The 26,776-nt window shown below is 47.0% G+C and carries 34 protein-coding genes and 1 tRNA gene; 1 reads left to right on the top strand and 34 read right to left on the bottom strand.

Translation table 11 applies throughout. From position 1 onward, the window contains the following. Positions 1 to 14: 14 nt before the first annotated feature. From ACI3EW_RS11350 to ACI3EW_RS11505, 32 genes are all read right to left on the bottom strand, one after another. The gene (locus ACI3EW_RS11350; RefSeq protein WP_129879506.1) at positions 15 to 1,670 is read right to left on the bottom strand and encodes a terminase large subunit; all 1,656 of its coding nucleotides are present in this window, start codon (positions 1,668 to 1,670) and stop codon (positions 15 to 17) included. A 6-nt stretch (positions 1,671 to 1,676) separates the two neighbouring features. Next, a complete protein-coding gene (locus tag ACI3EW_RS11355) occupies positions 1,677 to 2,030 on the bottom strand; it encodes a hypothetical protein (protein ID WP_405578241.1) in 354 nt (117 codons plus the stop codon). Between the two features lie 109 nt (positions 2,031 to 2,139). Beyond that, positions 2,140 to 2,436 carry an HNH endonuclease gene (locus ACI3EW_RS11360; protein WP_405578244.1) on the bottom strand — a complete coding sequence of 99 codons (297 nt, stop codon included), beginning with the start codon at positions 2,434 to 2,436 and terminating at the stop codon, positions 2,140 to 2,142. Between the two features lie 175 nt (positions 2,437 to 2,611). Then, positions 2,612 to 3,031 (bottom strand): hypothetical protein, encoded by a 420-nt coding sequence (locus ACI3EW_RS11365; protein ID WP_055056146.1) that lies wholly within the window; start codon positions 3,029 to 3,031, stop codon positions 2,612 to 2,614. Continuing rightward, complete coding sequence (locus ACI3EW_RS11370; RefSeq protein ID WP_129879502.1) at positions 3,032 to 3,598, bottom strand: sigma-70 family RNA polymerase sigma factor; 567 nt, start codon at positions 3,596 to 3,598, stop codon at positions 3,032 to 3,034. 20 nt (positions 3,599 to 3,618) lie between these two features. Then, a complete protein-coding gene (locus ACI3EW_RS11375; RefSeq protein ID WP_405578247.1) occupies positions 3,619 to 4,014 on the bottom strand; it encodes a single-stranded DNA-binding protein in 396 nt (131 codons plus the stop codon). After that, complete coding sequence (locus ACI3EW_RS11380) at positions 4,011 to 4,373, bottom strand: DNA-binding protein (protein WP_227240229.1); 363 nt, start codon at positions 4,371 to 4,373, stop codon at positions 4,011 to 4,013. The genes ACI3EW_RS11375 and ACI3EW_RS11380 overlap by 4 nt, the downstream gene beginning before the upstream one ends. Next, on the bottom strand, positions 4,373 to 4,537 hold the full coding sequence (locus ACI3EW_RS11385; RefSeq protein ID WP_173020123.1) for a hypothetical protein: 165 nt from the start codon (positions 4,535 to 4,537) through the stop codon (positions 4,373 to 4,375). The genes ACI3EW_RS11380 and ACI3EW_RS11385 overlap by 1 nt, the downstream gene beginning before the upstream one ends. Continuing rightward, the gene (locus ACI3EW_RS11390; RefSeq protein WP_227240230.1) at positions 4,530 to 5,798 is read right to left on the bottom strand and encodes a ParB/RepB/Spo0J family partition protein; all 1,269 of its coding nucleotides are present in this window, start codon (positions 5,796 to 5,798) and stop codon (positions 4,530 to 4,532) included. Before ACI3EW_RS11390 ends, ACI3EW_RS11385 begins: the two co-directional genes overlap by 8 nt. Positions 5,799 to 6,006: 208 nt before the next feature. Continuing rightward, positions 6,007 to 6,780, bottom strand: a complete 774-nt coding sequence (locus ACI3EW_RS11395; protein ID WP_405578252.1) for a ParA family protein — start codon at positions 6,778 to 6,780, stop codon at positions 6,007 to 6,009. 27 nt (positions 6,781 to 6,807) lie between these two features. Continuing rightward, positions 6,808 to 7,218, bottom strand: coding sequence for a VRR-NUC domain-containing protein (locus tag ACI3EW_RS11400; protein ID WP_022279756.1), 411 nt, complete (start codon positions 7,216 to 7,218; stop codon positions 6,808 to 6,810). 215 nt (positions 7,219 to 7,433) lie between these two features. Further along, a complete protein-coding gene (locus ACI3EW_RS11405) occupies positions 7,434 to 7,607 on the bottom strand; it encodes an N-acetylmuramoyl-L-alanine amidase (protein WP_129879496.1) in 174 nt (57 codons plus the stop codon). A gap of 1 nt (position 7,608) precedes the next feature. Continuing rightward, complete coding sequence (locus ACI3EW_RS11410) at positions 7,609 to 8,376, bottom strand: rolling circle replication-associated protein (protein WP_129879494.1); 768 nt, start codon at positions 8,374 to 8,376, stop codon at positions 7,609 to 7,611. A gap of 172 nt (positions 8,377 to 8,548) precedes the next feature. After that, the gene (locus tag ACI3EW_RS11415) at positions 8,549 to 9,055 is read right to left on the bottom strand and encodes a DUF7768 domain-containing protein (protein WP_129879492.1); all 507 of its coding nucleotides are present in this window, start codon (positions 9,053 to 9,055) and stop codon (positions 8,549 to 8,551) included. Then, positions 9,052 to 9,372 (bottom strand): hypothetical protein, encoded by a 321-nt coding sequence (locus tag ACI3EW_RS11420; RefSeq protein ID WP_405578257.1) that lies wholly within the window; start codon positions 9,370 to 9,372, stop codon positions 9,052 to 9,054. The genes ACI3EW_RS11415 and ACI3EW_RS11420 overlap by 4 nt, the downstream gene beginning before the upstream one ends. Then, the gene (locus tag ACI3EW_RS11425) at positions 9,362 to 9,616 is read right to left on the bottom strand and encodes a hypothetical protein (RefSeq protein ID WP_003023403.1); all 255 of its coding nucleotides are present in this window, start codon (positions 9,614 to 9,616) and stop codon (positions 9,362 to 9,364) included. Before ACI3EW_RS11425 ends, ACI3EW_RS11420 begins: the two co-directional genes overlap by 11 nt. Beyond that, positions 9,606 to 10,334 (bottom strand): single-stranded DNA-binding protein, encoded by a 729-nt coding sequence (locus ACI3EW_RS11430; protein ID WP_129879491.1) that lies wholly within the window; start codon positions 10,332 to 10,334, stop codon positions 9,606 to 9,608. Before ACI3EW_RS11430 ends, ACI3EW_RS11425 begins: the two co-directional genes overlap by 11 nt. Next, positions 10,331 to 10,654 carry a hypothetical protein gene (locus ACI3EW_RS11435; protein WP_405578264.1) on the bottom strand — a complete coding sequence of 108 codons (324 nt, stop codon included), beginning with the start codon at positions 10,652 to 10,654 and terminating at the stop codon, positions 10,331 to 10,333. Before ACI3EW_RS11435 ends, ACI3EW_RS11430 begins: the two co-directional genes overlap by 4 nt. Positions 10,655 to 10,666: 12 nt before the next feature. Then, positions 10,667 to 11,008, bottom strand: coding sequence for a hypothetical protein (locus ACI3EW_RS11440; protein ID WP_003023411.1), 342 nt, complete (start codon positions 11,006 to 11,008; stop codon positions 10,667 to 10,669). Continuing rightward, complete coding sequence (locus ACI3EW_RS11445; RefSeq protein ID WP_405578267.1) at positions 11,001 to 11,372, bottom strand: hypothetical protein; 372 nt, start codon at positions 11,370 to 11,372, stop codon at positions 11,001 to 11,003. The genes ACI3EW_RS11440 and ACI3EW_RS11445 overlap by 8 nt, the downstream gene beginning before the upstream one ends. Continuing rightward, complete coding sequence (locus ACI3EW_RS11450; RefSeq protein ID WP_227240232.1) at positions 11,369 to 11,716, bottom strand: hypothetical protein; 348 nt, start codon at positions 11,714 to 11,716, stop codon at positions 11,369 to 11,371. Before ACI3EW_RS11450 ends, ACI3EW_RS11445 begins: the two co-directional genes overlap by 4 nt. After that, positions 11,707 to 12,024, bottom strand: coding sequence for a hypothetical protein (locus tag ACI3EW_RS11455; RefSeq protein ID WP_405578270.1), 318 nt, complete (start codon positions 12,022 to 12,024; stop codon positions 11,707 to 11,709). Before ACI3EW_RS11455 ends, ACI3EW_RS11450 begins: the two co-directional genes overlap by 10 nt. A 235-nt stretch (positions 12,025 to 12,259) precedes the next feature. Then, positions 12,260 to 12,332 (bottom strand) — tRNA-Ile (locus ACI3EW_RS11460). A 19-nt stretch (positions 12,333 to 12,351) separates the two neighbouring features. Continuing rightward, complete coding sequence (locus tag ACI3EW_RS11465; RefSeq protein WP_405578273.1) at positions 12,352 to 12,741, bottom strand: hypothetical protein; 390 nt, start codon at positions 12,739 to 12,741, stop codon at positions 12,352 to 12,354. A 29-nt stretch (positions 12,742 to 12,770) separates the two neighbouring features. Next, complete coding sequence (locus tag ACI3EW_RS11470) at positions 12,771 to 12,965, bottom strand: helix-turn-helix domain-containing protein (RefSeq protein WP_118628460.1); 195 nt, start codon at positions 12,963 to 12,965, stop codon at positions 12,771 to 12,773. Positions 12,966 to 13,113: 148 nt separating this feature from the next. Further along, positions 13,114 to 13,716 carry a hypothetical protein gene (locus ACI3EW_RS11475; protein WP_405578276.1) on the bottom strand — a complete coding sequence of 201 codons (603 nt, stop codon included), beginning with the start codon at positions 13,714 to 13,716 and terminating at the stop codon, positions 13,114 to 13,116. Positions 13,717 to 13,762: 46 nt separating this feature from the next. Beyond that, positions 13,763 to 15,793, bottom strand: coding sequence for an isopeptide-forming domain-containing fimbrial protein (locus ACI3EW_RS11480; RefSeq protein WP_405578279.1), 2,031 nt, complete (start codon positions 15,791 to 15,793; stop codon positions 13,763 to 13,765). A 77-nt stretch (positions 15,794 to 15,870) separates the two neighbouring features. Continuing rightward, a complete protein-coding gene (locus tag ACI3EW_RS11485) occupies positions 15,871 to 16,587 on the bottom strand; it encodes a class C sortase (RefSeq protein WP_405578282.1) in 717 nt (238 codons plus the stop codon). Beyond that, positions 16,568 to 20,521 (bottom strand): vWA domain-containing protein, encoded by a 3,954-nt coding sequence (locus ACI3EW_RS11490; protein ID WP_405578285.1) that lies wholly within the window; start codon positions 20,519 to 20,521, stop codon positions 16,568 to 16,570. Before ACI3EW_RS11490 ends, ACI3EW_RS11485 begins: the two co-directional genes overlap by 20 nt. Before the next feature lie 250 nt (positions 20,522 to 20,771). Further along, entirely contained in the window at positions 20,772 to 21,473 is a 702-nt protein-coding gene (locus tag ACI3EW_RS11495; RefSeq protein ID WP_405578288.1) for an AP2/ERF family transcription factor, read from the bottom strand. Between the two features lie 338 nt (positions 21,474 to 21,811). Next, positions 21,812 to 22,678 (bottom strand): tyrosine-type recombinase/integrase, encoded by an 867-nt coding sequence (locus tag ACI3EW_RS11500; RefSeq protein WP_405578291.1) that lies wholly within the window; start codon positions 22,676 to 22,678, stop codon positions 21,812 to 21,814. Positions 22,679 to 22,807: 129 nt separating this feature from the next. After that, positions 22,808 to 23,653, bottom strand: a complete 846-nt coding sequence (locus ACI3EW_RS11505) for a LysR family transcriptional regulator (protein ID WP_015554965.1) — start codon at positions 23,651 to 23,653, stop codon at positions 22,808 to 22,810. Between the two features lie 233 nt (positions 23,654 to 23,886). Here ACI3EW_RS11505 and ACI3EW_RS11510 point away from each other — a divergent pair, with 233 nt between their 5' ends. After that, the gene (locus ACI3EW_RS11510; RefSeq protein WP_405578438.1) at positions 23,887 to 25,266 is read left to right on the top strand and encodes an MATE family efflux transporter; all 1,380 of its coding nucleotides are present in this window, start codon (positions 23,887 to 23,889) and stop codon (positions 25,264 to 25,266) included. Positions 25,267 to 25,314: 48 nt separating this feature from the next. Here the strand turns inward: ACI3EW_RS11510 and ACI3EW_RS11515 are convergent, their stop codons facing one another. Together ACI3EW_RS11515 and ACI3EW_RS11520 are read right to left on the bottom strand one after the other, a co-directional pair. Continuing rightward, the gene (locus ACI3EW_RS11515) at positions 25,315 to 26,220 is read right to left on the bottom strand and encodes an RsmB/NOP family class I SAM-dependent RNA methyltransferase (protein WP_405578294.1); all 906 of its coding nucleotides are present in this window, start codon (positions 26,218 to 26,220) and stop codon (positions 25,315 to 25,317) included. Positions 26,221 to 26,311: 91 nt separating this feature from the next. After that, positions 26,312 to 26,737: a PPC domain-containing DNA-binding protein gene (locus tag ACI3EW_RS11520; RefSeq protein WP_118532839.1), complete on the bottom strand. Its 426-nt coding sequence runs from the start codon at positions 26,735 to 26,737 to the stop codon at positions 26,312 to 26,314. Between the last annotated feature and the right edge of the window lie 39 nt (positions 26,738 to 26,776).

Genomic DNA, 26,776 nt, shown 5'->3' on the forward strand with positions numbered 1-26,776 from the left:
GTTTACACTCCTTTCTATGCGGCATTTTTAAGCAGCTCGCCGCACTCTTCCCAGTATTTCTGCCGCACGGTCATTGCATCTATGACAGATACAAAGCCGTCGATATGCGCCCGCTGCTCGATTTTTATAGGTCTGAATTTTCTTGTTTCCATGTTGTGCTTAAGCGCAACATTTAAGAAATGTGTCTTTAGTAAATTGTTGTCGGCAATCTTAAAATCGCCGTCTTTTATGATGCCCTCAAACTCCCGTATAACTGGTGTAAGGTTTTCGCCTTGGTAAACGTCGTCCATGTGAAAACCATAATTTGCCATATCGGTAATAAGGTACTGGGCGCTGTATCTGTCGTAGCCGATTTTCAGAGGTCGTATACCGTAATCTTCCAGCAGCATAGTAAACCAGCCGTAAACGTCGTGGTAGTCTACGTAATTCTCGCCGCTTAAGGTTATCAGTCCCTTTCTTACAAATATGTCATACGGCACGCCGTCTGTAGCCTGTAGGTATTCCAGCCTGCCCCGTGGCATAAAGAACTGTGTAAACGCATATAGCGTGCCGTCTTTCTGAATAACCACGCTTGCTGCTGTTAGGTCTGTTGTCTGGCTTAAGTCGATACCGCCCACTGCGTAGCAGTCCCTAAAGTCTTCTAAGGTCTTTTCTACTCCGGCGTTCTCTACTGTCTGATATTCCAGCCATGCAATAGAGCTGTTCTGCTTGATATTGCAATACTTTGTAAGGAACTCTGCTTTTTTACTTAAGCTGCCCTCTGCTACGGCTATCTCGTCCATAAAGAAACTTTCTTTTACGGATACACCCATGTTAGGGTTAGCCTTTTTCAGTTCGTCTATGTCGTTCCACTTCTCCACATCATCAATCATGTAAAGGAATGGTAATAGCCTGCGCTCTTTGCTGTTTCCTTTCAAGAAACTTGTGCTACGTTTCATTAGTTCATCATAAATACTGTCGTTGATATATCCGGCAGTGCTTATGCTCAATATCATAGGTTGAGTACGTGCGCCTAAAGCGGATTTCATAACCTCATACTGTTTTAGTCCAGCGTCCCCGCTCCATGCTGCCATTTCATCACATACCACAAGCTGTGGGTTAAATCCGTCTGACTTCTTGGCATTAAAAGCAATCGGTTTTATTACCGTGTTGCTCTCCGCAATATAAATATCGCTGCGCCGTTTCTTTGCCAGCTCCGCTAACTCGTCCTCTGCCTGTACCATTTGATAAAATCCGTCGTACACCAGCGCCGCTTGGTCTAATTTCGGTGCTAAGCAGTATATTTCTTGTCCATACTCCGGCTCTAAGTACGCCATATATGCAATAATCGCAGATGCAAATAAACTTTTTCCGTTTTTTCTGCCAATTACAATAAAAATTTCACGGAAAATACGTATTTTTTCTGCGTCTTGTATGCCAAAAATAACAGAAACTATGGCTTTCTGCCATAGCTCCAACTTGATTAAATCATTACGTCCCTTGCTGTGGTGGCAAAAGTTCTCTATGAACCGTATAGCCTTATTCGCAGCCTTTGCATTAAAAAAATACTCCTGCTTTTGCAGCCCGTTTATAATGATTTCGTATATTTTCTTTATCCATTTTCCCGCTATGATTTCGCCGCTTGTAATCTTTGCGTGGTACTCATAGATATAATTTCGATAAGGCGGCAATATTGCTTACTCTTCCCGCAAAGCCGCCAGCCTGCTTGTCTTTCGTTTCGCAGCTGGTACTAATTCTGTAAGCTGCTTAATCACTGCTGCATAGTTCTTACTAAGCGCTATGTAGGTTTCTGCCTCTGGGCTTTTCTTTGTTCCCCACTGGTTCTTCCCGTTCTGGTACTCACTCGTCCAGCCGTCTTTTTCAAGTTTCGCCTGCAAGTCGTCCAGCTCAACGCTCATAAATGCAGCCTTTTCTATCAGCGGCGTTACTAATTTTCTTTTGTTTTCGTCTAAGTCCTTGAAAATTCCCTTAAGTCTGGTCTTTTCGGTCTTTATCCTCTGTTCTTTGGTTTTCTCTTTCTTTGTTGCCATTCCTTTACCCCGCTTTCCATTCCTGCGCCGCACCACACCCCCTACACCACCCGTGCGCACGCCCGTAGGGTAATTTTAGGGTATCCCCCTCGGTATTCGCCCCCTTTAATTATTTTTCTGATATGGGGGGGAGTATGCCGCCGTTCTCGTCGAACCGATACCGCTTATGCCTCTCCTGTTTGTGGTGTTCCTTGTTGTGGCAGTCTTGGCACAACGCCTCTAAGTTATCCCAGCACAACGTAACGCTTATGTCGTTTATGTTCTCTCTGTTAAGCCAGCGCTTATGATGCACTATCTTTGCGGGCTGCCCGCAGCGTTCACAAATATAATCTTGTGACATTAAATAAGCGGCTCTGGTTTGTTCCCACGCCGCCGATAAATAAAAACTCTTAGCCCATGCTTTCATACTGTCCCCTCTCTTTCTTCATTCCCCAGCGCCCTAAGTTTCATGCGCTGGGTGGAGGCTAAAGAATGAATAGAAAAAGAGTAGGCAACTGCTGCCGCACATGGCTTAAGCTATCGCCTACTCATTTCATGCTACCATTGTATCTCTTTTGTTTTCCCATGTAAACACCACGTTTTTACCACGATATTACCCGCTGCTGTACTGTTATCATTTCTCTTACTGGCACGCCTGCTGTTCTTAGCTGCTCGTATATGCTCCTTATCTCATGCCTAAACCAGCCTACATACTGCATGGGTACTGGCTGATATTGCCGCTCCATAAATGGGTTATCTGCATACGCTGCCACTTGTGAAAACTCATACAGCAGCAGTGGCTTACTCTGGTCTAACAATAGCCGCAATATATATGCTGTCGTTCTTCCGTGCAGTCGTCCCTCTGGCGGCTGCCATATCCCAGTTATTATATATAACCTCTGCCACTCGTAAAGCTCAAATCCTAACGCCTGCTCTATATGCTTTATCAGCCTGTCTGCCGCCTGCTGTTCCCTCGCTGTTTCCCGCTTTCTTTTTATCCATGCCTTTATTTTTTCAAACACTTACTTTACCCTCTCTTCATCAATGCCCCACAATAATACTGACAGCTCATTTATGATACCCGTTACCCAGCGCCTCGGTGTATTCTTTCCTGTGTCCAGCTGCTCTGCAATTTCCGCATAGTCCATACCCTGCATGAAATACATTTCAAAAGCCTTGTACTCTACGCCTCTGCCTGCTGCCTCTCTGCGGCGCTCTATCTCTTCTACCGCTTTGTCTATATGCGCTGTCATTATCAATGTCTTAAAGCGTGTGCGTCTGATACTCTCTAAGTATGTACGCTGCTGCTCGTCCGTCATGCCCTTAAGCTCTAACTGCTGCCCGTCGCTTATGGCGTTCTCGATATGGAAAACTGCATCACGGTAACATTTCATAAGCGTAAAAGTGTTGTGGTATTTCTCTTTCTTCTGCTCCTGCTTTTCCTGTCTTTTCAGTTCCGTTATTGCAGCCTTTGCCTGTTTCTGCATCAGCTCCGTCAATTCGCTTTCGTGCAGCTGTACCCAGCTTTCAGCCTCTGGCGGCATTTCTGCCCCTACCGCCGCTGTTGTCTTTGCTTCTTCCTGCTCCATGTTCTGTACCTCGCTTTCTGTTAATTAAACGGCAGCTCTTCGTCTGCTCCCTCTGGTATGTTCATAAACCCGTCGCTCTCCGGCAGCTGTTGCCCTCTCGCCTCTGCCTCTGCTTTACTCTCTCCAAAACCTACGCTATTTGCCACAACCTCTGTGTAATATACCTTGCTGCCCGTGCGCTGGCTCTCGTAGCTGCCTGTTTTAATCTTGCCCGTAACCTCTGCCCTGCTGCCTTTACTTAACCATTTCTGCGCCCATTCCGCAGTACGCCCGAAACACTTAATATTTATAAAATCTGTGTCTTTCCCGTCGTCTACCGCAAGCGTAAAGCTGGTAATAGCTGTGCTATTGTCCTGCCCGCCATATCTAAGCTCTGGCTCTCTTGTAAGCCGCCCTGTAAGTGATACATTATTCATTCTCTCTGCCCCTCTCTTCCAGCTTGTCCAGCTTTGAAAATATCGCCAGCAATTCCAGCGCAATTATTCCCAGTAATATACTTGTCATTTTCTACCGCCTCGCTTTCTTCTCTCAATCCTGCCGCCACATTGCTAAACGCCGCCGCTACGCTCTCGCAGAATGTCGCCAGCACTGGCTTTATGCTCTTTACCCAGCTGTTAATAGCTGCCGTCAATGTTTCTGCTGCTGTTGGCAAGGTTTTATTTATCTGTCTTGCCATTTTTCTTGCAAGCCTGCGCTGTTTTCGCTTGTCCAGCTCTAACGGCGGGTTTACTCCGTGCTTTTTCTTATAGTTCTTTTTCCACTGTCTGTATTTCACTACTTACGCCCCTTTCTCCATATCGCATACGGCAGCACCCATACTGGCGCTGTTATTATCAACGCCAGTTTGACTACGCATATCAGGCAATATACCGCCCCGTCTACTGCTGCCTGTCCCAATTCTTCCAGCGCATCTACTACGCCGTCCATAAACTCAAACATTTACCGCCCCGCTTTCTGTGTCCGTTTCGGACACCTTACCCGTATAGTCTGTTACTCTGATACCCAGAATGCAGTAGCCCTCTGTAAGCCCTGTATAATCTTCCAGCATATAAATAATATCTGCATTAATCGTGCGCCCTGTGTGCTTACCGTCCTTAAATTCCAGCATTTTAAGGCTGTCGCCCTGTTTGTAGCCTCTGTCATTTTTCCGCAGCTCAAAGCTCTTTTTCCCGCTTACTACGTCCTCGTAATAAGATGCCACTATTTTTACCTCATGCTGTTTATGCTCTGTGTTTCCCTCGCTTGGCAGATGCTCCATTTTTTCTGCGTCTGCCCGCTCCTGTAATTTCTTCTTTGTCTGGCGGTCTATAGCGTCCTGCTCTTCGCTGTACCGCTGTTCGTCCGTCTTTTCAGCCTCTGCCTTGTTTATGTACTGGTCGCATTTCTGGCACGTTCCCGTTTTTACGTTGCAGTCCTTGTATTTCTGGCAAGAATAGCACAAAGACGTTATGCTTTCTGGGTGCGGTGTTTCGTAATCGTCCCCCGCCTTTTTCTCTGCTACCTTTTCCGCTATTTCCTTTGCCCTCACATTTTCGCCCGCTGCTGCTTTTTCCGCTATTTCTTTCTGCTCGTCCTCGTCCAGCTTGGCTGCCTCGTATGCAGCAGTGATACCTAAATTGCCCTCTTTCAGCTGCTCTTTAATCTCCGGCGTTGCGTTGTTGTTGATTGCGTCCATTCTGGCTACGTTTGTGCTGCTCTCGTTTATCATAGCTGCTACTAAATCACGCATTTTGCCCTGTATCTCTAAGCCGTCCTCTTCCTTGGCTCTGATAAGCGCCGCTTTGGTACGCTCTACTAATCTGGTTTTTTCATAGGCTGTAAGCTCCTGCGTATATCCGTTGCCAGCCAATAAGCGCAGCTCATACATTGCCTCACTCATGTCCATAAAGCGGTAAAGCACTTTCTCATACTCCTTATGCCCCCGCTCTAAGTTTAAAATATTTGCCGCATTACGTCTGTGTCCGTCGATTATACGGTATTCCCCGTTTACTCTCGCCAATACTGTAGGCTGCTCCTGTCCTACGTGTAAAAAGCTGTCTGCCAGCTCTTCTATGTTCTCTAATTTCTGGTGTGTATTCTCCTGCGCTGCTTTTACCTCGTAAGGGCTTAAATAGATTTCTTTGTATCCCTCTGTCTGCGCCTGCTGCCCTGCTGCTTTCGTCTTTGCGTTCAGAATGTCGTTAATACCAAACTTTGCCATATTCTCTACCTCTCTTTCTCAATCCTTTGTTTTTTCTTACACTGTCCCATTACTCCGTTACACATTTCGCACGTTCTCCAATGCTCGCAAGCGTCGCTTTGCGGGCATTTCTGCCCTGCAAATTTGCTGCCCCAGTTCCAGCACTCCGTACCGCCAGTCCTGCGGCAATGCCAGTAAGCGCATAATCTCTCTTTATGTGCCACGCTTGCTACCTCGCTTTCCCTGTATACGCTGTTACAAATTTCTTGTACCCCTGCGCCGCTCCGCAGCATGGGCTATACTCATAAATTGGCTTACGCATGAAAGTATTTTCTGCTACTTTCTTGGAATACCGAATAATACCCAAAATATTAAAATCTGTCTTTTGTTCCAGCCACTCTACGCCTGCTGCCTCGCCGTCTGTGTTCTGGTATGACGTAATCAACACGCCTGCCAGCTTTAATGCTGGGTTAAACGCCTTTGCGTCCTCTATCTGCTCTGTCACAATGTCCAGCCCCTCTAAAGCGTCCTCGTCCACTTTTACGGGTACTATTACCTCGTCCGTGATTGCCAGCGCATTTATGACATTAAGCCCAATATCCGGCGGGTTATCAATGATACAGTAATCATAAAAGCCGCCCATAATGTCTGCAAATCTCTTATAGCGTTCTGTCTGGTTCTCGCTGTCCTCTTTTGTCAAATTCCACGTAGCCCCAAAAAGTGACATATTCGACGTAACAATATCTATGCAGCACTGCTGCCCTACGTAATCTGTATTCTGTATCAGCCCTGTTGCTCCCTGCCAGTCCCCAGCCAACAACCTTGTAACTGGTGCTACGTTTTCTGCGTCATATCTGCTGTACGCCTTGCTTAAATTTCCCTGCTTGTCGTTGTCAATCAGCAACACCCTATAGCCTCGCCTGTAAAGCTCATACGCCATGTTTGCCGCTGTAAAGGTCTTGGCTACGCCACCCTTTAAATTCAAAATGCTTATTGTTTTCATTCTTTGCCTCTCTTTCCTGCGTCGCCTCTAACGCATGGTTACTGTTTCCTGCTCTTTTGTAAGCTCGTCTGAATGTAATAAATACTGCTCTATCAGCTGCGCTGCTGGCTGCCAACCATAGCAGACGGCGGTATAATAACCCTGCTGCCGCAGATACTCTAACCACTCTTTCTGTTTCTTTGTCGTCGTGTTCTTGCCTGCCTTAAGCTCTATGTAAAGCCCGTGATACCCAGCCCTTGCAGCTGGTAACATAATATCCGGCACGCCAGCCTTTACGCCCTGCCTCTTAAGCGCCACTGCTGTTGCCGCATCACGTTTGCCGCCGTTTGGCACATGATACATATATTGCAGCTCCGGCATAAGCCCTGTTCTGTATGCAGCCCAGTTAAATAATGCCTCTTGATGCCCGCTTTCGTCGTCCAGTCTAAAGTTTCTCATTTTCTCGCCTCGCTTTCTGCTTAAATTCTACATACTGGCAAATTCTGAAAAGCAGCCCGTCCTTATGCGGCTTGCTGTTCTCTATCGCCAAAAGCGTTATTGTTTCCTCGCTTTGTAGTCCTGCATTTCCCAGTACGTCCCAGCGGCATATATCGTAATATCTGCACCGTAGGCAGCAGCGCTTACAGTCCTTGCCTTTCTGGAATAACCAGTATTTAATTTTTTCTATCATGTTTTCTGCCCTTTCTGCTGCCGTTGTCTTTCCAGCTCTCCTGCTGTTCAAAAATAGCCGCCGCAATTCTAAGCGCCAGATACGCTGCCACAATCAGCGCCAGCAGTCCGGCTATTATCAACACTGCTGCAATGGCAATGCCCTTGATTATCTGCATTTCAGCCCCCCCTATCCGTTATTTTTACTAAGGTGTATCTTAAATACCCATAGCCGTAATACTCTGGACTATGTACGCCCATGCTCACGCTGTTCTTATCCACGTAATAGCCCTTTATTGCCTTTGGCTCTTTCTTGAAATACTCACGGTCTGAAATTATGTGATACTCTGGCTCTGGTCTTACCAAATTCTTGCTGCAATTCCAGCGCTTGCCCTGTAATGCTCCGTCAGTACCCTTTTTATGCGTTCCTGTGTATTTAATTAAATAGTTTGCCAGCTCTGCATAGTTTCCGCTGTCGTCCAGAGGGAATACCTTAACCCTGTTATGCCCCTCGTATGCCTTATACCAGCAGCGCTGTAAAATCTCTGTGTCAATTTTATTTACTACAAGGTGGTGATGCCTCGCACCTTTCTTGCCTATCTCCATAACGTGTATGTATTTGAACTCTAACCCTGCTTTTCTGTACTCCTTTCTGCACTCCCTCAAAAATACGTCTATGTCCTGCCGCATCTGCTCCGGCGTTCTGTCTGGCTGCCCTTTCCTGCGGATATAATCAAGCACTAAATGGTAGTCCCCATAGCCATAGTTCGCATTTATGAGTATCCTTAACTTTCTCTCTGCCTGTCTGGTGTTTACTTTCTCCTGCTCTTCTTTTGTTGGCTTTACCTTATCCCCTCTGCTGATACCTTTCTTTTTGTATCTGCTGGTAAAGTACCTCTCTATCTCTATCGTATTCCCCGCTTTTGTTACCCTCTCTACGTATGGCATATATCTACCTCTCTGTCGGTTCGTTAATACTTTTATCAAGTGTTAAAACGGGCTGCCCGCCCGTTAATTTTCTTGACTTTGCGCCATACATAGCTTATAATTTTTATAGTATTTCAAAGCTGTATAGCTTAGCGCCTATGGTGTTTCCCCACCGTAGGCGCTTTTATTTTTTTCATGTTTCCTGCCGCTCTCCTATGCGGCTTAAGGCATACTCATAAGCCCGTCTGTACGGCTCTCTGCAATCGTAGCCCGTGCAGCTGTATAATTTGCTGCCCCTGCAAAACTCGCAGCTATGCAACTTTGCGTAATCGCTCGCCGCCCGCTCCTTCCGCTTTTCCTCGTATTCCAGATGCCGCTTAATCTGGTTTGCATCTATAACCGCAATTCCCAGCATATTTGCTGTATGTATTTCTCTGTCCATTCCCTCTGTTATGCCGTATTTCACGCCAGCAATAACAAAATCGCAGCTTTTCAACAACGTAAGCCCCGCAGCCATACCTCTTGCCCGCTCTTCCGGCTTTTTATCGTCCATGCACTGCGTCATATATAAATGCGGCGTAATGGGTGCTAAGCCCGCCTCTAACGCCTGCCGTGTCAGCTGCTGCGCATAATCTATGTTTCTGTCCAGCTCTGCGCCGTCTTTCGCCCTGTATGGGCTGCATATATAAACCTTTCTCATGCCTTTTTACCCGCTTTCTGTTGTGCCTCTGCCCGTGCCTGTTCATTTCCTGCCAGATATGCTGCTAAGCACATCAGCTCGTCTGCTCCCTTTTTGTCTATAAAATTACAATCAACGCAACATTTACAATACCCCGTAATCTGTAAATATCTGTCGTATACTTCCTGCGGTGTCTGGCACTGCTTTAAGCTGTCCACCATGCCTGCAAGCTGCTGTATTGCCTTTATGCCTGCCTCGCCGCCCTTTCCGTGTATCCCTACTGTAATCTGTCGCATTTTTGTTGCGCCGTCTGCTCCTAAAATTGTTTTACTCTTCATTCTGTACCTCGCTTTCTTCCTTAAACCCAGCCAAAAGCATAGTCATTGCATCTATCGCCGTATCAAAATGTTTTCCCAGCTCTGCTGCGTCAATAAGCCCCTGCTTTGTGTTTCTTCCATTCCCTTTCATTACTTGCGTTTGCAAAATAGGTTTTAACTGGCTAAGCCCAGCTATGCTGTTCTCTAACTCTTCCTCACTCACGCAGATTTTTACATAGCCCTTACCAATGCGTTCAACGCTCATTTTCTGCCTCTTCCTTTCTTCTAATCAGCCGTACCGATACCTCATAAGCTGTACGCTGTTCTCTTTCTCCTGTGGCTGCGTCAAGCACCTTTTCATACTGGCGGCTCTGATACCGCCCCAGCAGCTCTACAGTATCGCCCTGCTGCCACTGCGCCGCCTCGTCTGCCTGTTCCTGCCAGCAGATGCACGGTAAATAGCAGCTGCCGCCTGTAAGCTCATTTCTTACCCTTACCGTAATATCAGTAATGCGCTTGCCTCTCGGCGTTTCTCTGTGTGTTGGCGTATTTGCTATAATGCCTCTTACTGCTACCTCGTCCTGCTCTACTGCCTTTTCTGATACCGCCACAAAATCTGCCAGAATATATACCAGCAGTCTACCGCTCTGGAAGTCCTTAAGCGTCTGCACCTTGCCCGTCAGTAAAAGCCTGCTGCCCTCTACAAATTCCTGCATAACGTCAAACTCTATGCCGCTGCAAGCTCTGTATGGTACGTCCTCTGCAAATACTACCGTTACCTCGTCCGGCACGCCGCTCGGTCTTACCGTTTCTACCTTTGCCATATAACCACAAAACGGCAGCCCGCATAGCTGCTTAATTTCCTTAATCTGTGTAAGCGTTCCTACCAGTCCCGCTGCATTTTCCTTGATACCGCCACCTGTAAGCTCGTCCATGATTGCAGTATCTAAATCCCGTAAAAAATCCGGCTTTTTCTTTGTCATACTTCCTGCCCTTTCCTTTCCTGTATGTATATGGTGTAGTAAAGTGACATCTGCAAATCACTAAACTTATACTGTGCTGTCTGGTCTGGCTCTAATGGTTTCATAAGCCCCAGCTCTTTCCAGCGTCTGTGCGTTATCTCCGGCACTGCTCTAAACTTCTTTACCTCATGCTCGCTGTATTTTTGGTATTCCTCGCTTATCTCATGGTCTGCAAACGGTCTGAACGCTGCCAGATACCCTACGTAAACCTCTGCCCCGTCCTCGATAATGCGCAGGCGGTCTGAACTTTCCAGCGTGCCTATAAATTCCTTTACTGTCACTGTCTGCCTCTCCTATTTCTCCGGCATTTCGTACAGCCTCGGTATTACTACTGCAAACGGCTGTACGTCCATGCCGCCCCTTACTATGGCTGCGCCGCCAGCCGTAAACAGATAGCTTACGCACGCTTTCTGTATCTCGTCCAGAACCTCTAAGCAGCGCTCTTTTGTTGCATACTCTCCGATTTCCTCTAAACACCCGTCACTTATGCAAATTACGTGGCGCTTTTTGTCTGCCTCTGCGCCGCCTCTCTTTTTCTTTACGTCCTCGTACTCTCCGTACTCTACGCAGGCGTAATTACCGCCCAGTCTATACAGCTTTTCTTTATTCTGGCTGCGTATGTATACCTCACTCATTGCCTGCCTCGCTTTCGTCCTTATGTTCTTGGTAGCCCTCTAAGTAGCCTATTGCCTCTACGTCAATGTCCTTGCCGTTCTTACCGTCGTTGTTTATCCGAATTTTGCCGTAGTAGGAATAAATACAGCAGCCGTCATAGTCGTATACTCTTATACTGCCCTCTGTGGCTGCCTCTGGCGTTTCAATAACCAGCGGCTCTGCCTGCTGCATCTGCGCTGCTACCTGTTCGTCCGTCACTGGCTCGCTGTTCTTTCCTCTGTACCAGATAACCCACATAAACAAAATGATTGCCAGCACGCCTGCTGCTATAATGGCTACGCACTGTATCAGTTTCTTAACTGTCTGTCGTTTCTGTTTCCTCATAGTTTCAGCCTTTCTTTTTCCTCGTCCCAGTCAAAACTTGTGTAGGCTATGCAACGCTTGCAGCGTTCTATAGGCTCGTCGTCCCCGTCGTGTGAAAATCCCAGACAAGCGCCGCCGTCCATTCCGGCTGCGCCCCATTTTTTCTGCAAACTGCATTTTTTTATACGCTGCTTTATCCGGCACTCTTTGCATATAACCTTTTGTCCAGCTGTGCAGCCCTTACACCTTGCATGGTACTTAGCCCACTCTCTGCTTACTCCTGTTTCCTCGCTTTCCCAGCCAATTACCCACTTGCCGCATACGTCGCAATACACCTGTGTAGTTACCGTCCTTGTTATACCCATGTCTGCCCCTTTTCTGCCTCAAAATAGTAGTTGTCTACTATCAGCATTTTTTTACTGAAAATGCACATAAGCCCCAGCGGTACGGTAATAACCGCTATTGTTATATCTCCCTCTGTCGCCCATACTGCCAGCACGGTAACTGCCAGCATTGCAAGCCCGTAGGCTTTCTGCTTAATGAAATACCAGCGGCGGGCTTTCTTTGCCTGCTCCCGCTGCCGCCTCTGCTCTTTTTTCTTTCGCATATCTGCTATGGCATCTGCATAGTCTCTCTGGTATGCGTCCTCTACTATCAATGTCTCTGCTGCCATTCTCTGCCTCTCTTCCTTTCGGCGGCGCTCTCTGTCTTTCCATGTGTGCCGCTCTCCTGTTCTGGCGTTTGGTTTTACCGTGCGGGCTGCTTTTCGCATTAAAAAGCAACTGAAAACCTGTTGACCGTCCACATACTTTCTGGCTGGTATGACCGCCGCTATTTTTCCACGGTATACAGATTGCAGCTATTAGCCTGCTGCCCTCTGCCGCAGGCTCGCCATGCCTGCTACGCAATGTGCCGTGTGGGACTTGAACCCACGACTTGCCGCTTATGAGGCGGCTGCTCTAACCACTGAACTAACGGCACTCGTGGCGGCTGCTGCCGCCTACTCATTAAATAAAAAGCCTTTCTCTATTAAAAACCTTATCCAATCGCAGCCCGTTACGTCGTCCCGCTCAATGAATTTGTAAAAGCCCTCTGCGTCCTCTATTCCGTATTTCTTCAAAATGTTTCTTGCGTTCTTTGCTGCTGGCGTGGTAAAAACATTCTCTGCGTAAAATGTTGCCTCTATAGTTCCGTAGTTGTTCTTTCCTGCTGGTGTTCTCATTTCCACTACAACTACGTTCCTTTTGCTTTTTCTTCCTACTCCCTTTCTTATTACTACCGCCTCACTGAATAGCCAGCCGTTCCACCCACTGCGCATAGGCGCAAACTGTGTACGTGGTACTTGTACTAAGTCGCCCGCCTGCAATTTGTTAAAATCTACTTTTTTCATGTGCCTTACCTCTCTTTTGTTCTTCTGGTTTATAATGCCTGCTGCCCCGCTGCCGCCGTGTAGGTTTTCAGTGTGGCGTTGCAGCGTTTGAACTCTCTATAAATTGTGTCCCTATGTGTTCCCAGCACCTCTGCAATATCGCTTACACTGCTGCCCTGCTTACTCATAGCCTCTATGGTCTGCCTGTCCTCGTAATGCAGACGCTTGTACTTTCGTTTTGCCATGTTCTATGCTCCTTTCCGTCCTCATTCGCTTTTATGGTAAAAAAATAAGCGTGCCAGAGTTTTACGCTCTGCACGCTCTTCTTTTCTGCTGTTTCCTATAAAAAAAGAAAATCGGCAGAGGCTTTATAACCTCTTGTCGATTTTCATTCTAAAACTTATCCTCTGAATTGTCTGCGAAAATACCACTTGCCCGGGATCCTTTATAGCCGGATATCGTCATGACTGCACCATTTACAAGGTATAAATTGCTTTCCTGATACAAATACATTCCGCTTCCACTTCCGCCATTCGCACTATTCTGTGTCCATGTCACATGATCCAAGGTGAGATCTGTATTCGAGATCAGATTCGCAGTGCCGCCACTTCCACCCGGATTATCATTCGCGGTAATATCCAATACGCAGTTTTTAAATGTCAGCCGACTGGTATTCCAACTTTTAGCTGCAGCATCATAAGTTCCTTCTGTGTGGATTCCCTTTCCTTCCATCTTGATCGTCTTCGGATCCGACGTGCCGCATTGGATCGTCACATCTTTTCCTGCACCGATCACAAGTCCGTCTGTAAGACTTACATTTTCCTCAAGATCGATCACTACCGGCGACTCTCCCGCGGAATTGATCGCATCCTGAAGATTGTTGAACTCCTGTGTTCCTACCTTCGCCACAGCCGCCAACGAAGAAAATGCCATGGCAGCCGTCATCGCAGCGGCGGCTGCGGTGACGGTCATGAAACTTTTCCATGATTTTTTCATGTCTCTACCTCGTTCTTATAACTAGCAACAATCCGAAAAGTCTGAATTACTGTTCTTTTTTCTTTTTCTTACCTGTCACGATCACAGCACCTGCTGCCGCTCCCATCAGGGCGATTCCTGCTGCTGTGAAGGCTTTTGTTCCAATTCCACCGGTGGACGGGACATCCGGATCGATGACCGGGCCATCAACGATATCCTCTTCGCTGTCGTTGACCCATGCACGGTTCTCCACCTTGTCTCCATCAATGGCTTTGTCAGAGACAGCTGCGTCATAGGAAACAATAATCGGCTCTGCATTCTTTAACTCATCATATGTAATATATCCGTCATTGAATGCTGCGATCAAAGCAATACTTACCCGGAATGTCTCATCACCTTTTCCGGTTTCTACCTTGTAATAGTCTTCTGGAATTACACTTCCTTCATTTCCGACTGTCACTTTCAAGGTTGCTTTATCAAATTCCAGATTTTTGCTCATCACGTCATGGAAGATCATACGCTCGGAGAACTTCTCCGGAATATACAATCTCTCTGCATCAGAATCGGAACGTACTACAAATCCAGCCATTCTTGCCGGAAGATGGGATTCCAGAGTAAAGCTTATATTATCGCCCGGTTTTACGCCCTTGATCTCATCCTCACCGTCTGCCTTTTTATCGATATCCGGTCTGCTCTCCTTATCGTCCGCATCAAGTCCATGCGCAGCTTTGATCTGCAGCATACCGGTCTTACTTCCGCTGTTTACAAGAACAATATGATGCTCACTTTCACCGCCATCGGCATTCCAGCGGCTTCCTTCTGTGTCATCATACCAGCCGTCGATCGCGTGATTACAATCGTCGAGGATCCACTCTTTGTTTGTGTCTCCGAATTTCAGTGTCGCACTTTCTCCATTGTAAATATCGTCGGCACCTTTTCCGGCATGGTTATTGTAGAGAATAACCGATGAGCCGAGACGCATGGTACCGATATTGTAGATGCCTCCGCCGTATTCGGCACCAATCTTATTCTCATTCTGTATTCCTGTTCCGTTGTTGATGATCGTTGCAGAACCGATCGTCAGATCGCAGGCTGCCTGTTTTGTATAGATTCCGGAACCGGCATTGTTCATGATCGTCACATCTGCGCCCTTCTCGATCGTGCTTTTATATGTTCCATTTCCAAAAAATACGATTCCGCCATTTGTGGCTGCGGATAAAGGCTTCACCCCGTTTCCTTCCACATCCAGCTTGCATGTCTTATCCACATTCAGCACTCTGGTCCAGATACCGCTGTACCCGTTGTTTGTTGCTGTTAAGGAGGATTGATTGCTCATGTCGATCCGCCATGCGGAAATTCCCCAGGTACCGCTTCCATCAAACAAAACTTCCGATCCATTTTTTATCGTATAGTATGTACCGTTTGATCCGTTTCCATGGCTGTTTAACACCTGAACTTTACTGTTATCGATCGTGGCATAAAATGTTCCCGTAAAACCTGAGCGGTTATTATCCGAGATGTAGGTCGAATTTTCGAGATTCACATTATAGCCTCCGTCACCGCCATCCCACTCCAGGGCATCCTGCGGATAATTTCGAATCTCCAACTTGGAATCCTTCAGATTCAGCTTATTATTCGAGCCGAAATAGATCGCATGAGTGTTTGCAGCAACACCATTGCCATCCATTACCATCTCTGCGTTCTCCAGATGCAGCTCTGCATCCTTTGATGCAGAGATCGTCATCCAATTCCACTCCGCTGTATATGGTGTCGATCCGATTCCTTCCAATCCCACAGCGCAGTTCTTAAAAGTCAGCTTTTTGCCCCAAAGTGCAATTCCTTTGTCTTTAAATGTAAGATTCTTCTTATCCGCACCACCATCTACCGTCAAGTTCTTGCTCAGATTAAGCCCACTTGTCGTCTCATCCGTATCAAGAACGATCACCGCTCCATCTGCTGCCGCAGCCACTGCCTCATCAAACGTCTTATAGGTAGTCTCACCAATATGTACCTGCGCAAATGCCGAAACCGACATTCCCGCCGTCATCGCAGTCGCTGCCAGACAGACCACGAAAACCTTGTTCATTTTCTTTTTCATTTTCGATCCCCTCCATGTCAATTTATGTCGAAAAAAGCGCCGTTTTCACTTTTTTGTGAACCGGCGCATTTTTTCCATCATTTTTCCGGTTCTGTTACCCGGTGTCCGCGGACAAGAAGCCTGTGGGTATTTACCCCATACGGAGTACAGGTATAAAGCGTCACAAGGTCTTTTCCGTTCTGGATATAAAGTTCTTCCGTCTCTTCCGGGAGTGTTACGAGAATCTGATCCACCTCATACGTGAATGTCTCGTTTAAGACATCCAGAGTGAACTGATCTCCCACTTCCAGTTTGTCCAGGTCGGTGAACAGTTTCGCCTTCACAAGACCGTTATGGGCAGCCAGCACACAATGGGTATTTTCACCGCCCACCGGCAGGCTTGTCCCATACCAGAAACCGGCGCCCGACTGAAGCGCCCGCTCTTCCGTCCCGTGGTAAATGGGAATGTGGACCCCGATCTTCGGAATGTCCACATATCCCATCATCCCTGTTCCCCATGGATCCAGAAGGTGGTCAAGCTCCTCCCGTTCCTCTGCGGGAACCAGAAACTGTTCCTCTTTCTTTGCAAGTCTTTCATTGTACTCTCGGGCCGCCTGGATCATTCCTTCGCAGTCGATCCCCTGAAACCGGTCATACGCCGCAATCGCCTTGTTAAACTGATACTGATAGTACCAGTCGCAGATATGCGGGTACAGAAAAATTCCCAGTCCCAGAAGAAATATGACTGCTATGAGGATCCCGCGCCCGGTGAGCCATGAAGGTTTCCTGCCGGAATTACCGGATCCATGCTCCATTTGCATCTACCTGATATCCGTCCGGTGTTGTGGTGTTCGCAAGCATTGCGCCAAGTGTTCCCTTGTCGGATGCTGTGTTGAAGTAATACCACTTGCCGTCGATCTCATGCCAGCCGGTGTACATGCGTCCTCTTGTGTTGTCGTACTGAGTATGGAGATAATACCAGTTGTTGTTCCGGTATAACCAGCCGTCTTCCATCCAGCCGTCTACGTCAAAGTAGTACCAGTCGGAGCGGCCGTTCCATGTGAGGTATACCCACTCATCATGCGGGAATGTACCGTCATCATAGCAGAACCACCAGCCATTTAATCTCCAGGTTCCTGTTGCGTCGCGGTAGCCGCCCTTTGCCTGAATTGCCGCGTCTGTGTAGTATTCCGGACGGTCAAAGTCGATGGCAAATCCGTAGGTGTAGAAACCGTAGATCGTATCACCGATCTTTAAGTACTCGTTGGACGGAAGTCTTCCGTTGTCCTCCGTGAACTCGCCGCCCTCTAAGATCCAGCGACCGAACTTACCGGCTGCGTTTGTGGCTTTGCCTCTTGTGGATGTGCCATAGTCATAATCACTGTCATCACTGTCACTGCCGCTTGATCTCCACCTGTAAGTGATCGTGAAGGTCGTTCCATCTTTTCCTACAACATATCCAACCGGGAACTTATCCCAGGTCTGATCGCTGTAGCTGCTGCTCTTACCCTTGGATGCTGGAATATCTGCAAGTGTGAGCTTCGTTCCAACCTCAAAGGTCTTTGTGAGTTCTGTCTGACCGTTCTCTGTAAATGTTCCGTTTACAACAACGAACTTGATTTCGGTGTACTGCTCCTCAGGGGTCTCCGGTGTTTTCTCGCATTTTGCTTTGAAGTTGATCACGATCTCATGATTTTCAGAATACCACTTGCCGTCCTCATCGCAGAAGAGCTTGACTGTTGCTGCATCGTCTCCTGCATTGGTATGTTTTCCATCTGCATATGCCTTGATGTAATCTTTTGCAAATACAGTAACAACTGCCTCGTTATCGTCTTCCTTATCTCTTGTGACGCTGTAAGTTCCGGCCATAAGACCGAAGGACTGCGGAGCGTGCTGCTCATCTGTTTCACAGGTTACATTGATCGTTTCTCCAAACAGCTTCTTCAGATCATCGTATTTCGGAAGAGCCGGTTTCTCCGGATTGTTTTCGGTACACTTCACAAAGAATCTGATCGGTCTTGTACCCTCTTCGACATCCCAGCCGCCATCCGTACGAGCAAGGATCAGTTTTGCTGAAGCGGCTCCCTTAACGTCATGATTGCCATGGTCTGCAATATATTTGCTTACATACGGCGCTGCCTTTACTGTAAGGATTGCCTTTGTAGTTCCATACCATGAAATCTCATATCCATTCTCCATCAGAGGATATTTCTCATCCGGGTGAGCTGCTGCATTGCTGCCTGTATGAACAAGAACGACTCCTTCGATGAGATCCTCTAACTCTTTAAAGCCTGGAAGTTCCGGATCAGTCGGGATTGGAGTATCCTTTGAGCAATCTACCTTAATGGTTGGAATTCTTGTGAGAGCCGGTGCTTCCCATGTCTTTGTATCTGCGTTCCATGTAAGATCGTATGTAATATCGCCTACTGTTGTCAGTACATGATCATAATCCACATCCGTATTATACTTCTCTGCGTAATATACACCGAACACTTTCACTGTGCTGACGTATTTTCCATTAACGGATCTTACTTCTCCGATCTCATAGCTGTTCGGAATGTTTAAATCATACTGTTTTGCTTCATGACCGGAATTGGAAGCATTGAGACACTCTACGATCACTGCAGGCACAATTTCTGTATCCACCGGTTTCTCCGGTTTGTCCCCTGCACAATTTACCTTAATCGTTGGAATTCTTGTGAGAGCCGGTGCTTCCCATGTCTTTGTATCTGCGTTCCATGTAAGATCGTATGTAATATCGCCTACTGTTGTCAGTACATGATCATAATCCACATCCGTATTATACTTCTCTGCGTAATATACACCGAACACTTTCACTGTGCTGACGTATTTTCCATTAACGGATCTTACTTCTCCGATCTCATAGCTGTTCGGAATGTTTAAATCATACTGTTTTGCTTCATGACCGGAATTGGAAGCATTGCGGCACTCTACGATTACTGCAGGCACAATTTCTGTATCCACCGGTTTACGCGGAACTTCCGGTTTTCTTTCCTTCCAGTGTGCTTCTACCACAACCTCAGTTCTTGTACCGGCAGCATTTGCTACTGTCATTTCAGAATTAAGTTTCTGATCATAAAGATACCATCCGTCAAAATCATAATTCTCACGTGTCGGAAGTTCATTGCCACTTAAGAGTTCAAGAGTTTCTTCACCTCTTGCATTCTCTTTTGTAAGCTTGTTGGCACCGCTTGTCGCATTTAAGTTGTATCCATCTTTTGAGAAGGACCAATCCCATGCACCGCCGTTTGCATCATAAGTGACCTTGTAAATAGTCGGCTGTGTTTCGACCTTCGTCAAACGAACCGTAACACTGTATGCCTTTCCTTCTGTTGCCATCAGTGGATGCACCATCAATGATGTCATCGCGAAATTCGTTGATGTTACATCTGTTACGCGATAACTCTGCGTGCCAATTGTAATCTCTTCATTGGCCTGTGGAATCTTTGTCTCAAAAGCTTTTTCACCGGTAAAGCCTACCCACTCAGTTACCGGATCCTGTACAGAATTATCATTTTCATCAACATAATTGACTGTCAATGTTGCACCTGTAATAGATGGTTTCGGGAACTCGATGTGCTTATCTACCTTATTACCATCCTTTGTATAGGAATAGTTGAATTCTGCATTGCCGTTTAACTTAATGTTTCCGACCTTTTTCTTCGCTTCATCTGTCAATTCCACGGTGTAAGTCAATGTCAGCTTATCTTTCATTGTACCGTTGGAATTCCATTTAATCGTGTTCGTATTTTCATCGTAGCTGGCAGATCCATCTCTTGCGTTAAGCGTTCCGCTTATCATTTTAACATTTTCGCCTAACGGATCGTTAATGCCACTCGTGATATCCTTAGAGATTGTTTCAAATACCTTCTTTAAGTCCTCAGCGTTTTTTGCATTTAAATTACCTGCATTGGCAAGCGCTTTAAACTTATTTTCATCCATTGAGGTGCCTTTGTCTGTCTTATTTAAGGCAAAGCTTACAGTGTATGATTTACCTGTTGCCTTGAAATCTTTTAGTATTTGTTTTTCATTATCATAATAAGTCCAATTCCAAAGGTTGAACTCTCCTTCATGTTCCATATATCCATCATTGCTGCCGCCGTCTGCGAGGATAATTAAAATTTTATTTGCATTTTCATCTTTTTTATTTAAAACTTCAATTCCCTTTTTTATTCCAGCGCTAAGGTACGTCCACCCTTGCGGAGAATGCGTATTATATTTGGAAGCGTCATCAACATCTTCCGCTTTATCAGAAAAACGAATATAACTACAATTTACTCCGGCAGCTTTCAGCTCTTTACTCATATTTTTGATTGCATTAACTGCTGTGGTCCACCGGGAAACGTATAAATCATCATTATAGTGACAGCTTTCTCCACCACTTGCTGATTTGTGGTTATGTGTTTCATTCGTACACCATGCCATAGATCCGGATGCATCCAACACAAAAGCAACCTCTGTAGGCTTTACCTGAATTTGATCTTTTGCCTTGGTTGCATCGACCGTTAATGTAATGTCATATTTGCCATCACCGGCCGGTTTTGCTTCTTTGTTTAATGTAATAGCCGTTTTCGCGCTATCTGTTGTCTTAACTCCATCAAGCGTATAGCTTATTCCAGAGTTATCTGTAGTAGCATCCGCCAACGACACTCCCGGCACAGACCCAACGACCATACAGGCCGTCATGAGTGCTGCCAGAACACGTTTTTTCATTCCGCGCTTCTTCATCTCTCTTTTCCTCCTTTTTTTCAAATCGTGGATCGTAACTGTATCTCTGCTGAACAGTTACTGTGAGTCAATATTTCAATTGCTGCACACAGGATTCTTCTGCCTCTGTATGCTCACAAAGCCCCTCCTTTCCCCCTTGTTCCTTAAAATTTATAAAAATCACTCCCTAAACTGCATTCTATGCAGCAAAGCTGCCCGGTATTCCTGCGGTTGGAAGTGTTTTTATCAGTATTGTGATTTCCCTGCGTCCTCAGGAATTTTCTTCGCGGTATTTCGCTAAAAATGGATCATATAACCGCTTTTCCGCGTCCAGCCGCGCCTGAACTGCCTCCTCATAGGTTGCGAAGCTGCCAAGATTGTAGGACTTTCCCTGAAAGCCAATGGATGCTCTCCATCGGTTGTTTTCTCTTCTGTACACTCCACGGTGACCGGAAGTATTATTGGAAAATGTCTTTCTGCACGCGATCCTCTCCACACAGGTTCCGTCCATAAAATGGATGGCTTTCTTCATATTTACCTTCCTCTGTGCTTCCTGAAGACAGCCACAGCTTCTTGTGACTCCGGAGCGGAGATTCTCTTTTCGGCAGATGCACTGTTTTCCACAGTCACACTGACAAAGCCAGTAGTCACTCATCCTTCCCGGACGATCCTCGCGATCACCTTCAGACGATCCACTTTGCTCCACCGTGCCTTCTTTTTTTTCTGTCAGCATCGCTGCCGGTCCCAGAACGACAAGTCTGCCGTACCGCTGTCCGGTGAGATCGAGACGTTTTTCCTGGAGTCGGATCCGTCTTCTGCATCCACAGCTCTTCGTATGTCCGTTTTTCAGGTGTGAATCTTCCACGGTGCATGTATTCCCGCAGTCACACCGGCACCGCCAATAGGTTTTCGGTTTTCCCGGAATCTTCACTTTTTCAATTACCACGAGACTTCCGTATCGTTCTCCAATCATACATTTTTTCATTCAAAAAAGCCGTTCATGACATAATGTGTATTATGTCATAACGAATCCCCCTTGTATTCATATATATACATAAAAATAATATCACGAAAAACCTTTGTTTTCAATGGATATTCCGGGTTTTTTGTTTTTTTGCGTTTTTTTAACATGATTTTCCAAAAAACATACAGTCCGGGAAGTAGATTCGCAGACTGGACACTCTTTCAAATTAGCTTTAGAAAGTGTAAAAACCATGTAAATTATACGTAAAAACGATGCATATTCTTTTAAGAAAAGCCGTTCATGACATAATACACATTATGTCGCAGACGGATCCTTTATTTTCCCATTTATTCCGTGTTGCCTTTCTTTCCTTCCGATATCGCCTCCTCCCTTTGGACCAGTCCCAGCTCTAAATCCTTCGCGCAGGCCTCCTCGCTTGTGATCATCGTATACCGTCTTGTTGTCTCAATGCTGCTGTGCCCAAGATAATCTGCCAGCCGCGCGAGGTCGTGTTCCTTTTCGTAAAAGCATCTCGCGAAGAGATGTCTCAGATTATGCGGAAACACTTTGCTTGCTGCCACCTTTGCCTTCTCGCAGAGACTTTTCATCTCCGTCCATATATTTCTCCGGTCCAGCGGTCTCCCGTTCCTTGAGTGGAAAATACTTCCCTCCTTGATCTTCTGTTTTCGACAGTAGTCTTTCAAAAGGATCAGAAGGGACCTTGGGATCAGGATGATCCGAACTTTGCCCTTAAAGTTGATCCGTATCTTTCGCTCCTTTAGAGTCTCCGCTGTCAGATATTTTAATTCTCCGATCCGCATCCCCGTTCCCGCGATGGTCTGAAGGATGCAGAACAGGCGCTCGCGATTCTCCCGTCTCGCAGTCATAAGAAGTCTCTGGTACTCTTCGCGCGTCAGTTCTCTCTCCTCCTCGCGAAAGATCCGTCTCTGCGTTCTGCACACACGGACCCGGAGATCGTCCCGGCCGATCCAGCTCAGATACCCATTCACCGCGATCAGCATGGAATTTACACTGGACGTCCGGTATTTTTCTACGAGAAGCTTTTTATACTCCAAGATGATCTCCTTGCTCAGCTCCCGTTCCCCTGAAAATATCAGGAAATTCCGCACATCCCTCAGATACTTTTCGATCGTATTTTTACTTTTCTCGCATTCTGTTAAATATTGCCCATAATGTTCCAGATCATACTTCATGAACGATTCTTCTCCTGTTCTGTCAGGCTCTCTTTACCTGACATGTTTCATAATATGATGCTTTTCATTATTTCTCATTATGGCATATTTTTCAGAAAATTACTCGTATAATCTGCCTGTAAAAACTATTTAATTCCAAAATTCCAAAAATTCCTGTATTTCCGACGAAATTCGACTTTTCCTCCAGGCGAGAAGGACCTCTGTTGTAAAATCGGCATCACAGACCTCACATGCTTTCAACTTATCAGAAAGTTCCAGCATCGAAGTCGGCAGGATTGCGATCCCCATTCCCCGTTCCGCCATCGTGATCGCGGTCCTTGCATCCTCACAGGCAAGGTAGATATCGCAGACAAGTCCCGCCTCCTCAAACTTCGAGGCGATATATTTCTGAAACCGGTGGGACAGGATCAGGGGCTGTTCCGAGAGCTCCTGCAGATGGAGCGATGTGCGTCCTTTTAAAAGAGGGAACTCCGGAACTGCCATGGCGAGAAGGCGTTCCTCAGCCAGAGTTTTCGTCTCACAGCCCCTTAACGTAATTGGCGTGCGCAGGGTCGTGAGGTCAAGGATCCGGTTCTCAAGCTGATCCCTCATCGTGAATGTGGATCCCTCGTGGATATCAAAATGGATATTGGGATGGCTTTTTGCAAAACGCATCAGGTAATGGGACATCATGGACACGGTGGACGGAGTCATTCCGATATGGATCGTCGCCGCCTGACTTGATTTTATGACCTCCCGCTTCGTTACCTCCGAGAGCATCAGGATCTTTCCCGCCTGTTCGTAGAGCGTTTTTCCCGCCTCCGTCAGTGTGATATGCTTCATACCGCGGATAAAAAGCGGCACCTGAAGTTCCTCCTCCAGCATTTTCATCTGGTAGCTTAACGGCGGCTGTGTCATATGAAGCTCCCTCGCCGCTCCGCTGATGGTTCCGGCGTCAACGATGGCTCGGAAGTATTCTAACTGTCTGATCTCCATAATCTCTCCTTCTGACCGGCGATCTGCGGATTTCCACTCCCACAACGGTGCGAGCTGTGGGATCTGGATCCCGGATCGTAAAAATCATAGTCTGAATGTAAAGAATCTTCTTATATTATATAATATTTATTATATTTCTATACAAAAACAATAATTTACATATATTATAGGGGATGCTATACTTGAAATGCAAGAAAAAATTTAGAAAGGATCGAATCGAATCTACCATACATATGAAACGTATTGATTTTGAAAACGGAACCATAACGGGCAATATCCTCGGAGCCGCGCTCCCCATGCTGATTGCCCAAATCTTAAACCTTCTATATAATATTGTGGACCGCATCTACATCGCACGGATCCCGGAGATCGGAACAGCCGCTCTCGGCGCGGTCGGCTTATGCTTTCCGATCATTGTCATCATCACAGCCTTCAGCAACCTCTTTGGGACCGGCGGTGCGCCGCTCTTCTCGATCTTTCGCGGGAAGAAGGACCCTGACACAGCAAGGCGCATTATGAACACTTCTTTTACGATGCTCTGTGTCTGCGCTATGATCCTGATGGCGGTCGGCTTCCTCTTCGCCCGCCCGATCCTGATCCTCTTCGGTGCTTCCACTGAGGCTATCGTTTACGCTTATCCGTATATGATGCTCTATCTGATCGGAACCCTGCCGTCGATGATCGCGGTCGGAATGAACCCGTTTATCAACGCCCAGGGCTACTCCAGCATCGGCATGTTATCCGTCGCGATCGGTGCCGGAACAAACCTGGTACTTGATCCGCTCTTTATTTTTGCCCTCGGACTCGGTGTCCGCGGCGCTGCCATCGCCACCGTGATCTCCCAGTGCCTGTCCGCCGCCTTCGTCGTGTTTTTCCTCACGAAAAAATCCGAGTTAAAGCTGCGGTTCCTTCATAAAAATGAGATCCCGGAATGTACCGGGCACGCGAAAAATATCCTCAGCCTCGGCGCTGCCGGATTTATCATGCAGCTCACAAACAGTCTCGTGACGATCTGCTGCAACAATATCCTTTCCGTCACCGGCGGCGATATCTATATCTCCGTCATGACCATCATCTCCAGTGTGCGCCAGCTTGTCGAGACACCGATCCACGCCATGGTAGAGGGAACTTCCCCGATCCTGAGCTACAACTACGGTGCCCGCAGACCGGGACGTGTGCGGAAATCCATTCTGATCATGAGTCTCCTCGTTTTCGGTTACACGGCCGTCATGTGGAGCATGATCATTCTCATCCCGGAAACGCTGATCCGTATTTTCAGCTCGGACGCGGCGCTGATCCAGGATGCGGTTCCGGCACTGAACATGTATTTTGCAGCTTTTATCTTTATGGACCTCCAGTACATTGGTCAGGCGGTATTTAAATCCCTGAACAAGAAGGTCTTTGCGATCTTCTTCTCCCTGCTCCGCAAGGTATTCATCGTTGTACCGCTGACCTACTTTCTCCCCTACGTCATGCATATGGGAACCGACGGCGTATTCCTCGCTGAGCCGGTCTCCAATGTCATCGGCGGAACCGCCTGCATTCTCACGATGCTGATCACGATCATGCCTGAGCTGAAACGGATCGAGATTGAGAACCGCAGGGCGGCATAAAAACTTAAAGCGTTTTTTGCAAAAAAATAGAAGCTCTCCTCTGAGCTTCTATTTTTTTCTGATCTTCGCCACAAAGAATCCCTCAAAGAGGTCATTCGGTCCCACGAGGAGCGTTCCCGGCATCGCATTCGGAAGTAATGGAAGTTCCTTCGTCCACTCTTCCCCGATCGGTACAAGCTCTCCGCCTGCACTCTTTAACACGCGCTTTAAGAGACCTTCGTTCTCCTCTTTTAAGATCGAGCAGGTGGAGTAGACCATCTCATGTCCGGATTTTAAAAGCTTCAGCGCTTTTTTTAACAGTTCTTCCTGGGTTCTCGCAGATCTTTCCACAAGTTCCTTTGAGATCTTTGTCCGGCAGACGCCGTCCCGCACTTCTACGGTTCCGCTTCCGCTGCAGGGCGCGTCTAAGAGGATCCGGTCGAAGGAAAAGAAATCGTCGAGCTTTCTTGCGTCCTCCACCATCACGTAGGTTCCCGATGCCCCCTGTTTTTCCAGATTGTATTTTAACTTTTCTGACCGCGCCTTATTCTTCTCACAGGCCGTGATCTGCGCCTGATTTCCCGTCATCGCCGCCATCTGGGTCGTCTTTCCGCCCGGGGCGGCAGCCATATCGAGGACGGACTCTCCAACCTTTGGGCCGAGAAACAGCGGCGGCAGCATGGAGGAAAGACTCTGGAGATAGATTCCGCCTTCCTTATAGATCGGAAGTTCCTGGATCTCCGGCTCCCTTGCGCCCTCGATGATCATCGCATCCTCATACCATGATACATTTTTAAACGCGATCCCTGCGCCGGTAAGTGCCTGTTCTACCGTGTTCCGGTCCGCCTTTAAGGGATTGACCCGGAGTGTCACCGGGCGTCTCGCCTGATATCCCGCGAAGATCTTCGCGAAAACTTCCTCTCCATACTGTTTTTTCAACATCTCTTCCAGAAATCCCGGAATCATCTGCTCCATAGCCTGCTCCTTATCGATCTATTCTTATCTCTTATCACATTTCACGAAAATATGTAACGATTCAGTACCTTCACAGTTACCTTTCTGCACTTTAACACTTAAAGTTAAAGAGATTGAGTCCTGTCTCCTCATCCTTTACGCGGTCCACAACTCCGTCAATCACCGTAATCACCATCTCGCAGGTCGCTCCGATAATGCCATGACTTAAATGCCCGCCGTACACATTGCCCTTCGCGTCGGCTGCCGCCGCGTGGATGTGGCTATAATACTTTCCGTCCATCGTGTTGATGGTTCCTGTAAAGGAAACGATCTCAAACATTCCCTCGAAATCATTCCCCATAAACTGACGTTTTTCGAGGTCATAGATGCCGACCGTCATGGATGAAAAAGTTCCAAGTGCGCTGACACTCGCGAGTTTTACATCCTCGAGCATCGCGATGCGCTTCATCTTCTCCAGAACATCCTCACCCTGATCGATCCTTGCTACGATCGTATTTCCAAATCTGCGGTATTCCATAATGATTGCCTCCTTATTATGCACGTTCATACAACCGAA

The sequence above is a fragment of the Pilosibacter rotomagensis genome (assembly GCF_045062245.2).
Classification (GTDB): domain Bacteria; phylum Bacillota; class Clostridia; order Lachnospirales; family Lachnospiraceae; genus Pilosibacter.

Bases quoted from the DNA above. Each gene is read 5' to 3' on its own strand.
- ACI3EW_RS11470 (WP_118628460.1), bottom strand. From the start codon at position 12,965: ATGGCAAAACGAAAGTACAAGCGTCTGCATTACGAGGACAGGCAGACC.
- ACI3EW_RS11445 (WP_405578267.1), bottom strand. From the start codon at position 11,372: ATGAGGAAACAGAAACGACAGACAGTTAAGAAACTGATACAGTGCGTA.
- ACI3EW_RS11405 (WP_129879496.1), bottom strand. From the start codon at position 7,607: ATGCAGATAATCAAGGGCATTGCCATTGCAGCAGTGTTGATAATAGCC.
- ACI3EW_RS11465 (WP_405578273.1), bottom strand. From the start codon at position 12,741: ATGAAAAAAGTAGATTTTAACAAATTGCAGGCGGGCGACTTAGTACAA.
- ACI3EW_RS11500 (WP_405578291.1), bottom strand. From the start codon at position 22,678: ATGAAGTATGATCTGGAACATTATGGGCAATATTTAACAGAATGCGAG.
- ACI3EW_RS11400 (WP_022279756.1), bottom strand. From the start codon at position 7,218: ATGAGAAACTTTAGACTGGACGACGAAAGCGGGCATCAAGAGGCATTA.
- ACI3EW_RS11490 (WP_405578285.1), bottom strand. From the start codon at position 20,521: ATGAAGAAGCGCGGAATGAAAAAACGTGTTCTGGCAGCACTCATGACG.
- ACI3EW_RS11385 (WP_173020123.1), bottom strand. From the start codon at position 4,537: ATGTTTGAGTTTATGGACGGCGTAGTAGATGCGCTGGAAGAATTGGGA.
- ACI3EW_RS11475 (WP_405578276.1), bottom strand. From the start codon at position 13,716: ATGAAAAAATCATGGAAAAGTTTCATGACCGTCACCGCAGCCGCCGCT.
- ACI3EW_RS11370 (WP_129879502.1), bottom strand. From the start codon at position 3,598: ATGGAGCAGGAAGAAGCAAAGACAACAGCGGCGGTAGGGGCAGAAATG.
- ACI3EW_RS11415 (WP_129879492.1), bottom strand. From the start codon at position 9,055: ATGAGAAAGGTTTATATATGCAGCCCATACAGGGCGAAAGACGGCGCA.
- ACI3EW_RS11485 (WP_405578282.1), bottom strand. From the start codon at position 16,587: ATGGAGCATGGATCCGGTAATTCCGGCAGGAAACCTTCATGGCTCACC.
- ACI3EW_RS11430 (WP_129879491.1), bottom strand. From the start codon at position 10,334: ATGACAAAGAAAAAGCCGGATTTTTTACGGGATTTAGATACTGCAATC.
- ACI3EW_RS11515 (WP_405578294.1), bottom strand. From the start codon at position 26,220: ATGGAGCAGATGATTCCGGGATTTCTGGAAGAGATGTTGAAAAAACAG.
- ACI3EW_RS11420 (WP_405578257.1), bottom strand. From the start codon at position 9,372: ATGAAGAGTAAAACAATTTTAGGAGCAGACGGCGCAACAAAAATGCGA.
- ACI3EW_RS11495 (WP_405578288.1), bottom strand. From the start codon at position 21,473: ATGATTGGAGAACGATACGGAAGTCTCGTGGTAATTGAAAAAGTGAAG.
- ACI3EW_RS11410 (WP_129879494.1), bottom strand. From the start codon at position 8,376: ATGCCATACGTAGAGAGGGTAACAAAAGCGGGGAATACGATAGAGATA.
- ACI3EW_RS11510 (WP_405578438.1), top strand. From the start codon at position 23,887: ATGAAACGTATTGATTTTGAAAACGGAACCATAACGGGCAATATCCTC.
- ACI3EW_RS11505 (WP_015554965.1), bottom strand. From the start codon at position 23,653: ATGGAGATCAGACAGTTAGAATACTTCCGAGCCATCGTTGACGCCGGA.
- ACI3EW_RS11450 (WP_227240232.1), bottom strand. From the start codon at position 11,716: ATGGGTATAACAAGGACGGTAACTACACAGGTGTATTGCGACGTATGC.
- ACI3EW_RS11455 (WP_405578270.1), bottom strand. From the start codon at position 12,024: ATGGCAGCAGAGACATTGATAGTAGAGGACGCATACCAGAGAGACTAT.
- ACI3EW_RS11375 (WP_405578247.1), bottom strand. From the start codon at position 4,014: ATGAATAATGTATCACTTACAGGGCGGCTTACAAGAGAGCCAGAGCTT.
- ACI3EW_RS11520 (WP_118532839.1), bottom strand. From the start codon at position 26,737: ATGGAATACCGCAGATTTGGAAATACGATCGTAGCAAGGATCGATCAG.
- ACI3EW_RS11360 (WP_405578244.1), bottom strand. From the start codon at position 2,436: ATGAAAGCATGGGCTAAGAGTTTTTATTTATCGGCGGCGTGGGAACAA.
- ACI3EW_RS11395 (WP_405578252.1), bottom strand. From the start codon at position 6,780: ATGAAAACAATAAGCATTTTGAATTTAAAGGGTGGCGTAGCCAAGACC.
- ACI3EW_RS11480 (WP_405578279.1), bottom strand. From the start codon at position 15,793: ATGAAAAAGAAAATGAACAAGGTTTTCGTGGTCTGTCTGGCAGCGACT.
- ACI3EW_RS11440 (WP_003023411.1), bottom strand. From the start codon at position 11,008: ATGAGTGAGGTATACATACGCAGCCAGAATAAAGAAAAGCTGTATAGA.
- ACI3EW_RS11390 (WP_227240230.1), bottom strand. From the start codon at position 5,798: ATGGCAAAGTTTGGTATTAACGACATTCTGAACGCAAAGACGAAAGCA.
- ACI3EW_RS11425 (WP_003023403.1), bottom strand. From the start codon at position 9,616: ATGAGCGTTGAACGCATTGGTAAGGGCTATGTAAAAATCTGCGTGAGT.
- ACI3EW_RS11355 (WP_405578241.1), bottom strand. From the start codon at position 2,030: ATGGCAACAAAGAAAGAGAAAACCAAAGAACAGAGGATAAAGACCGAA.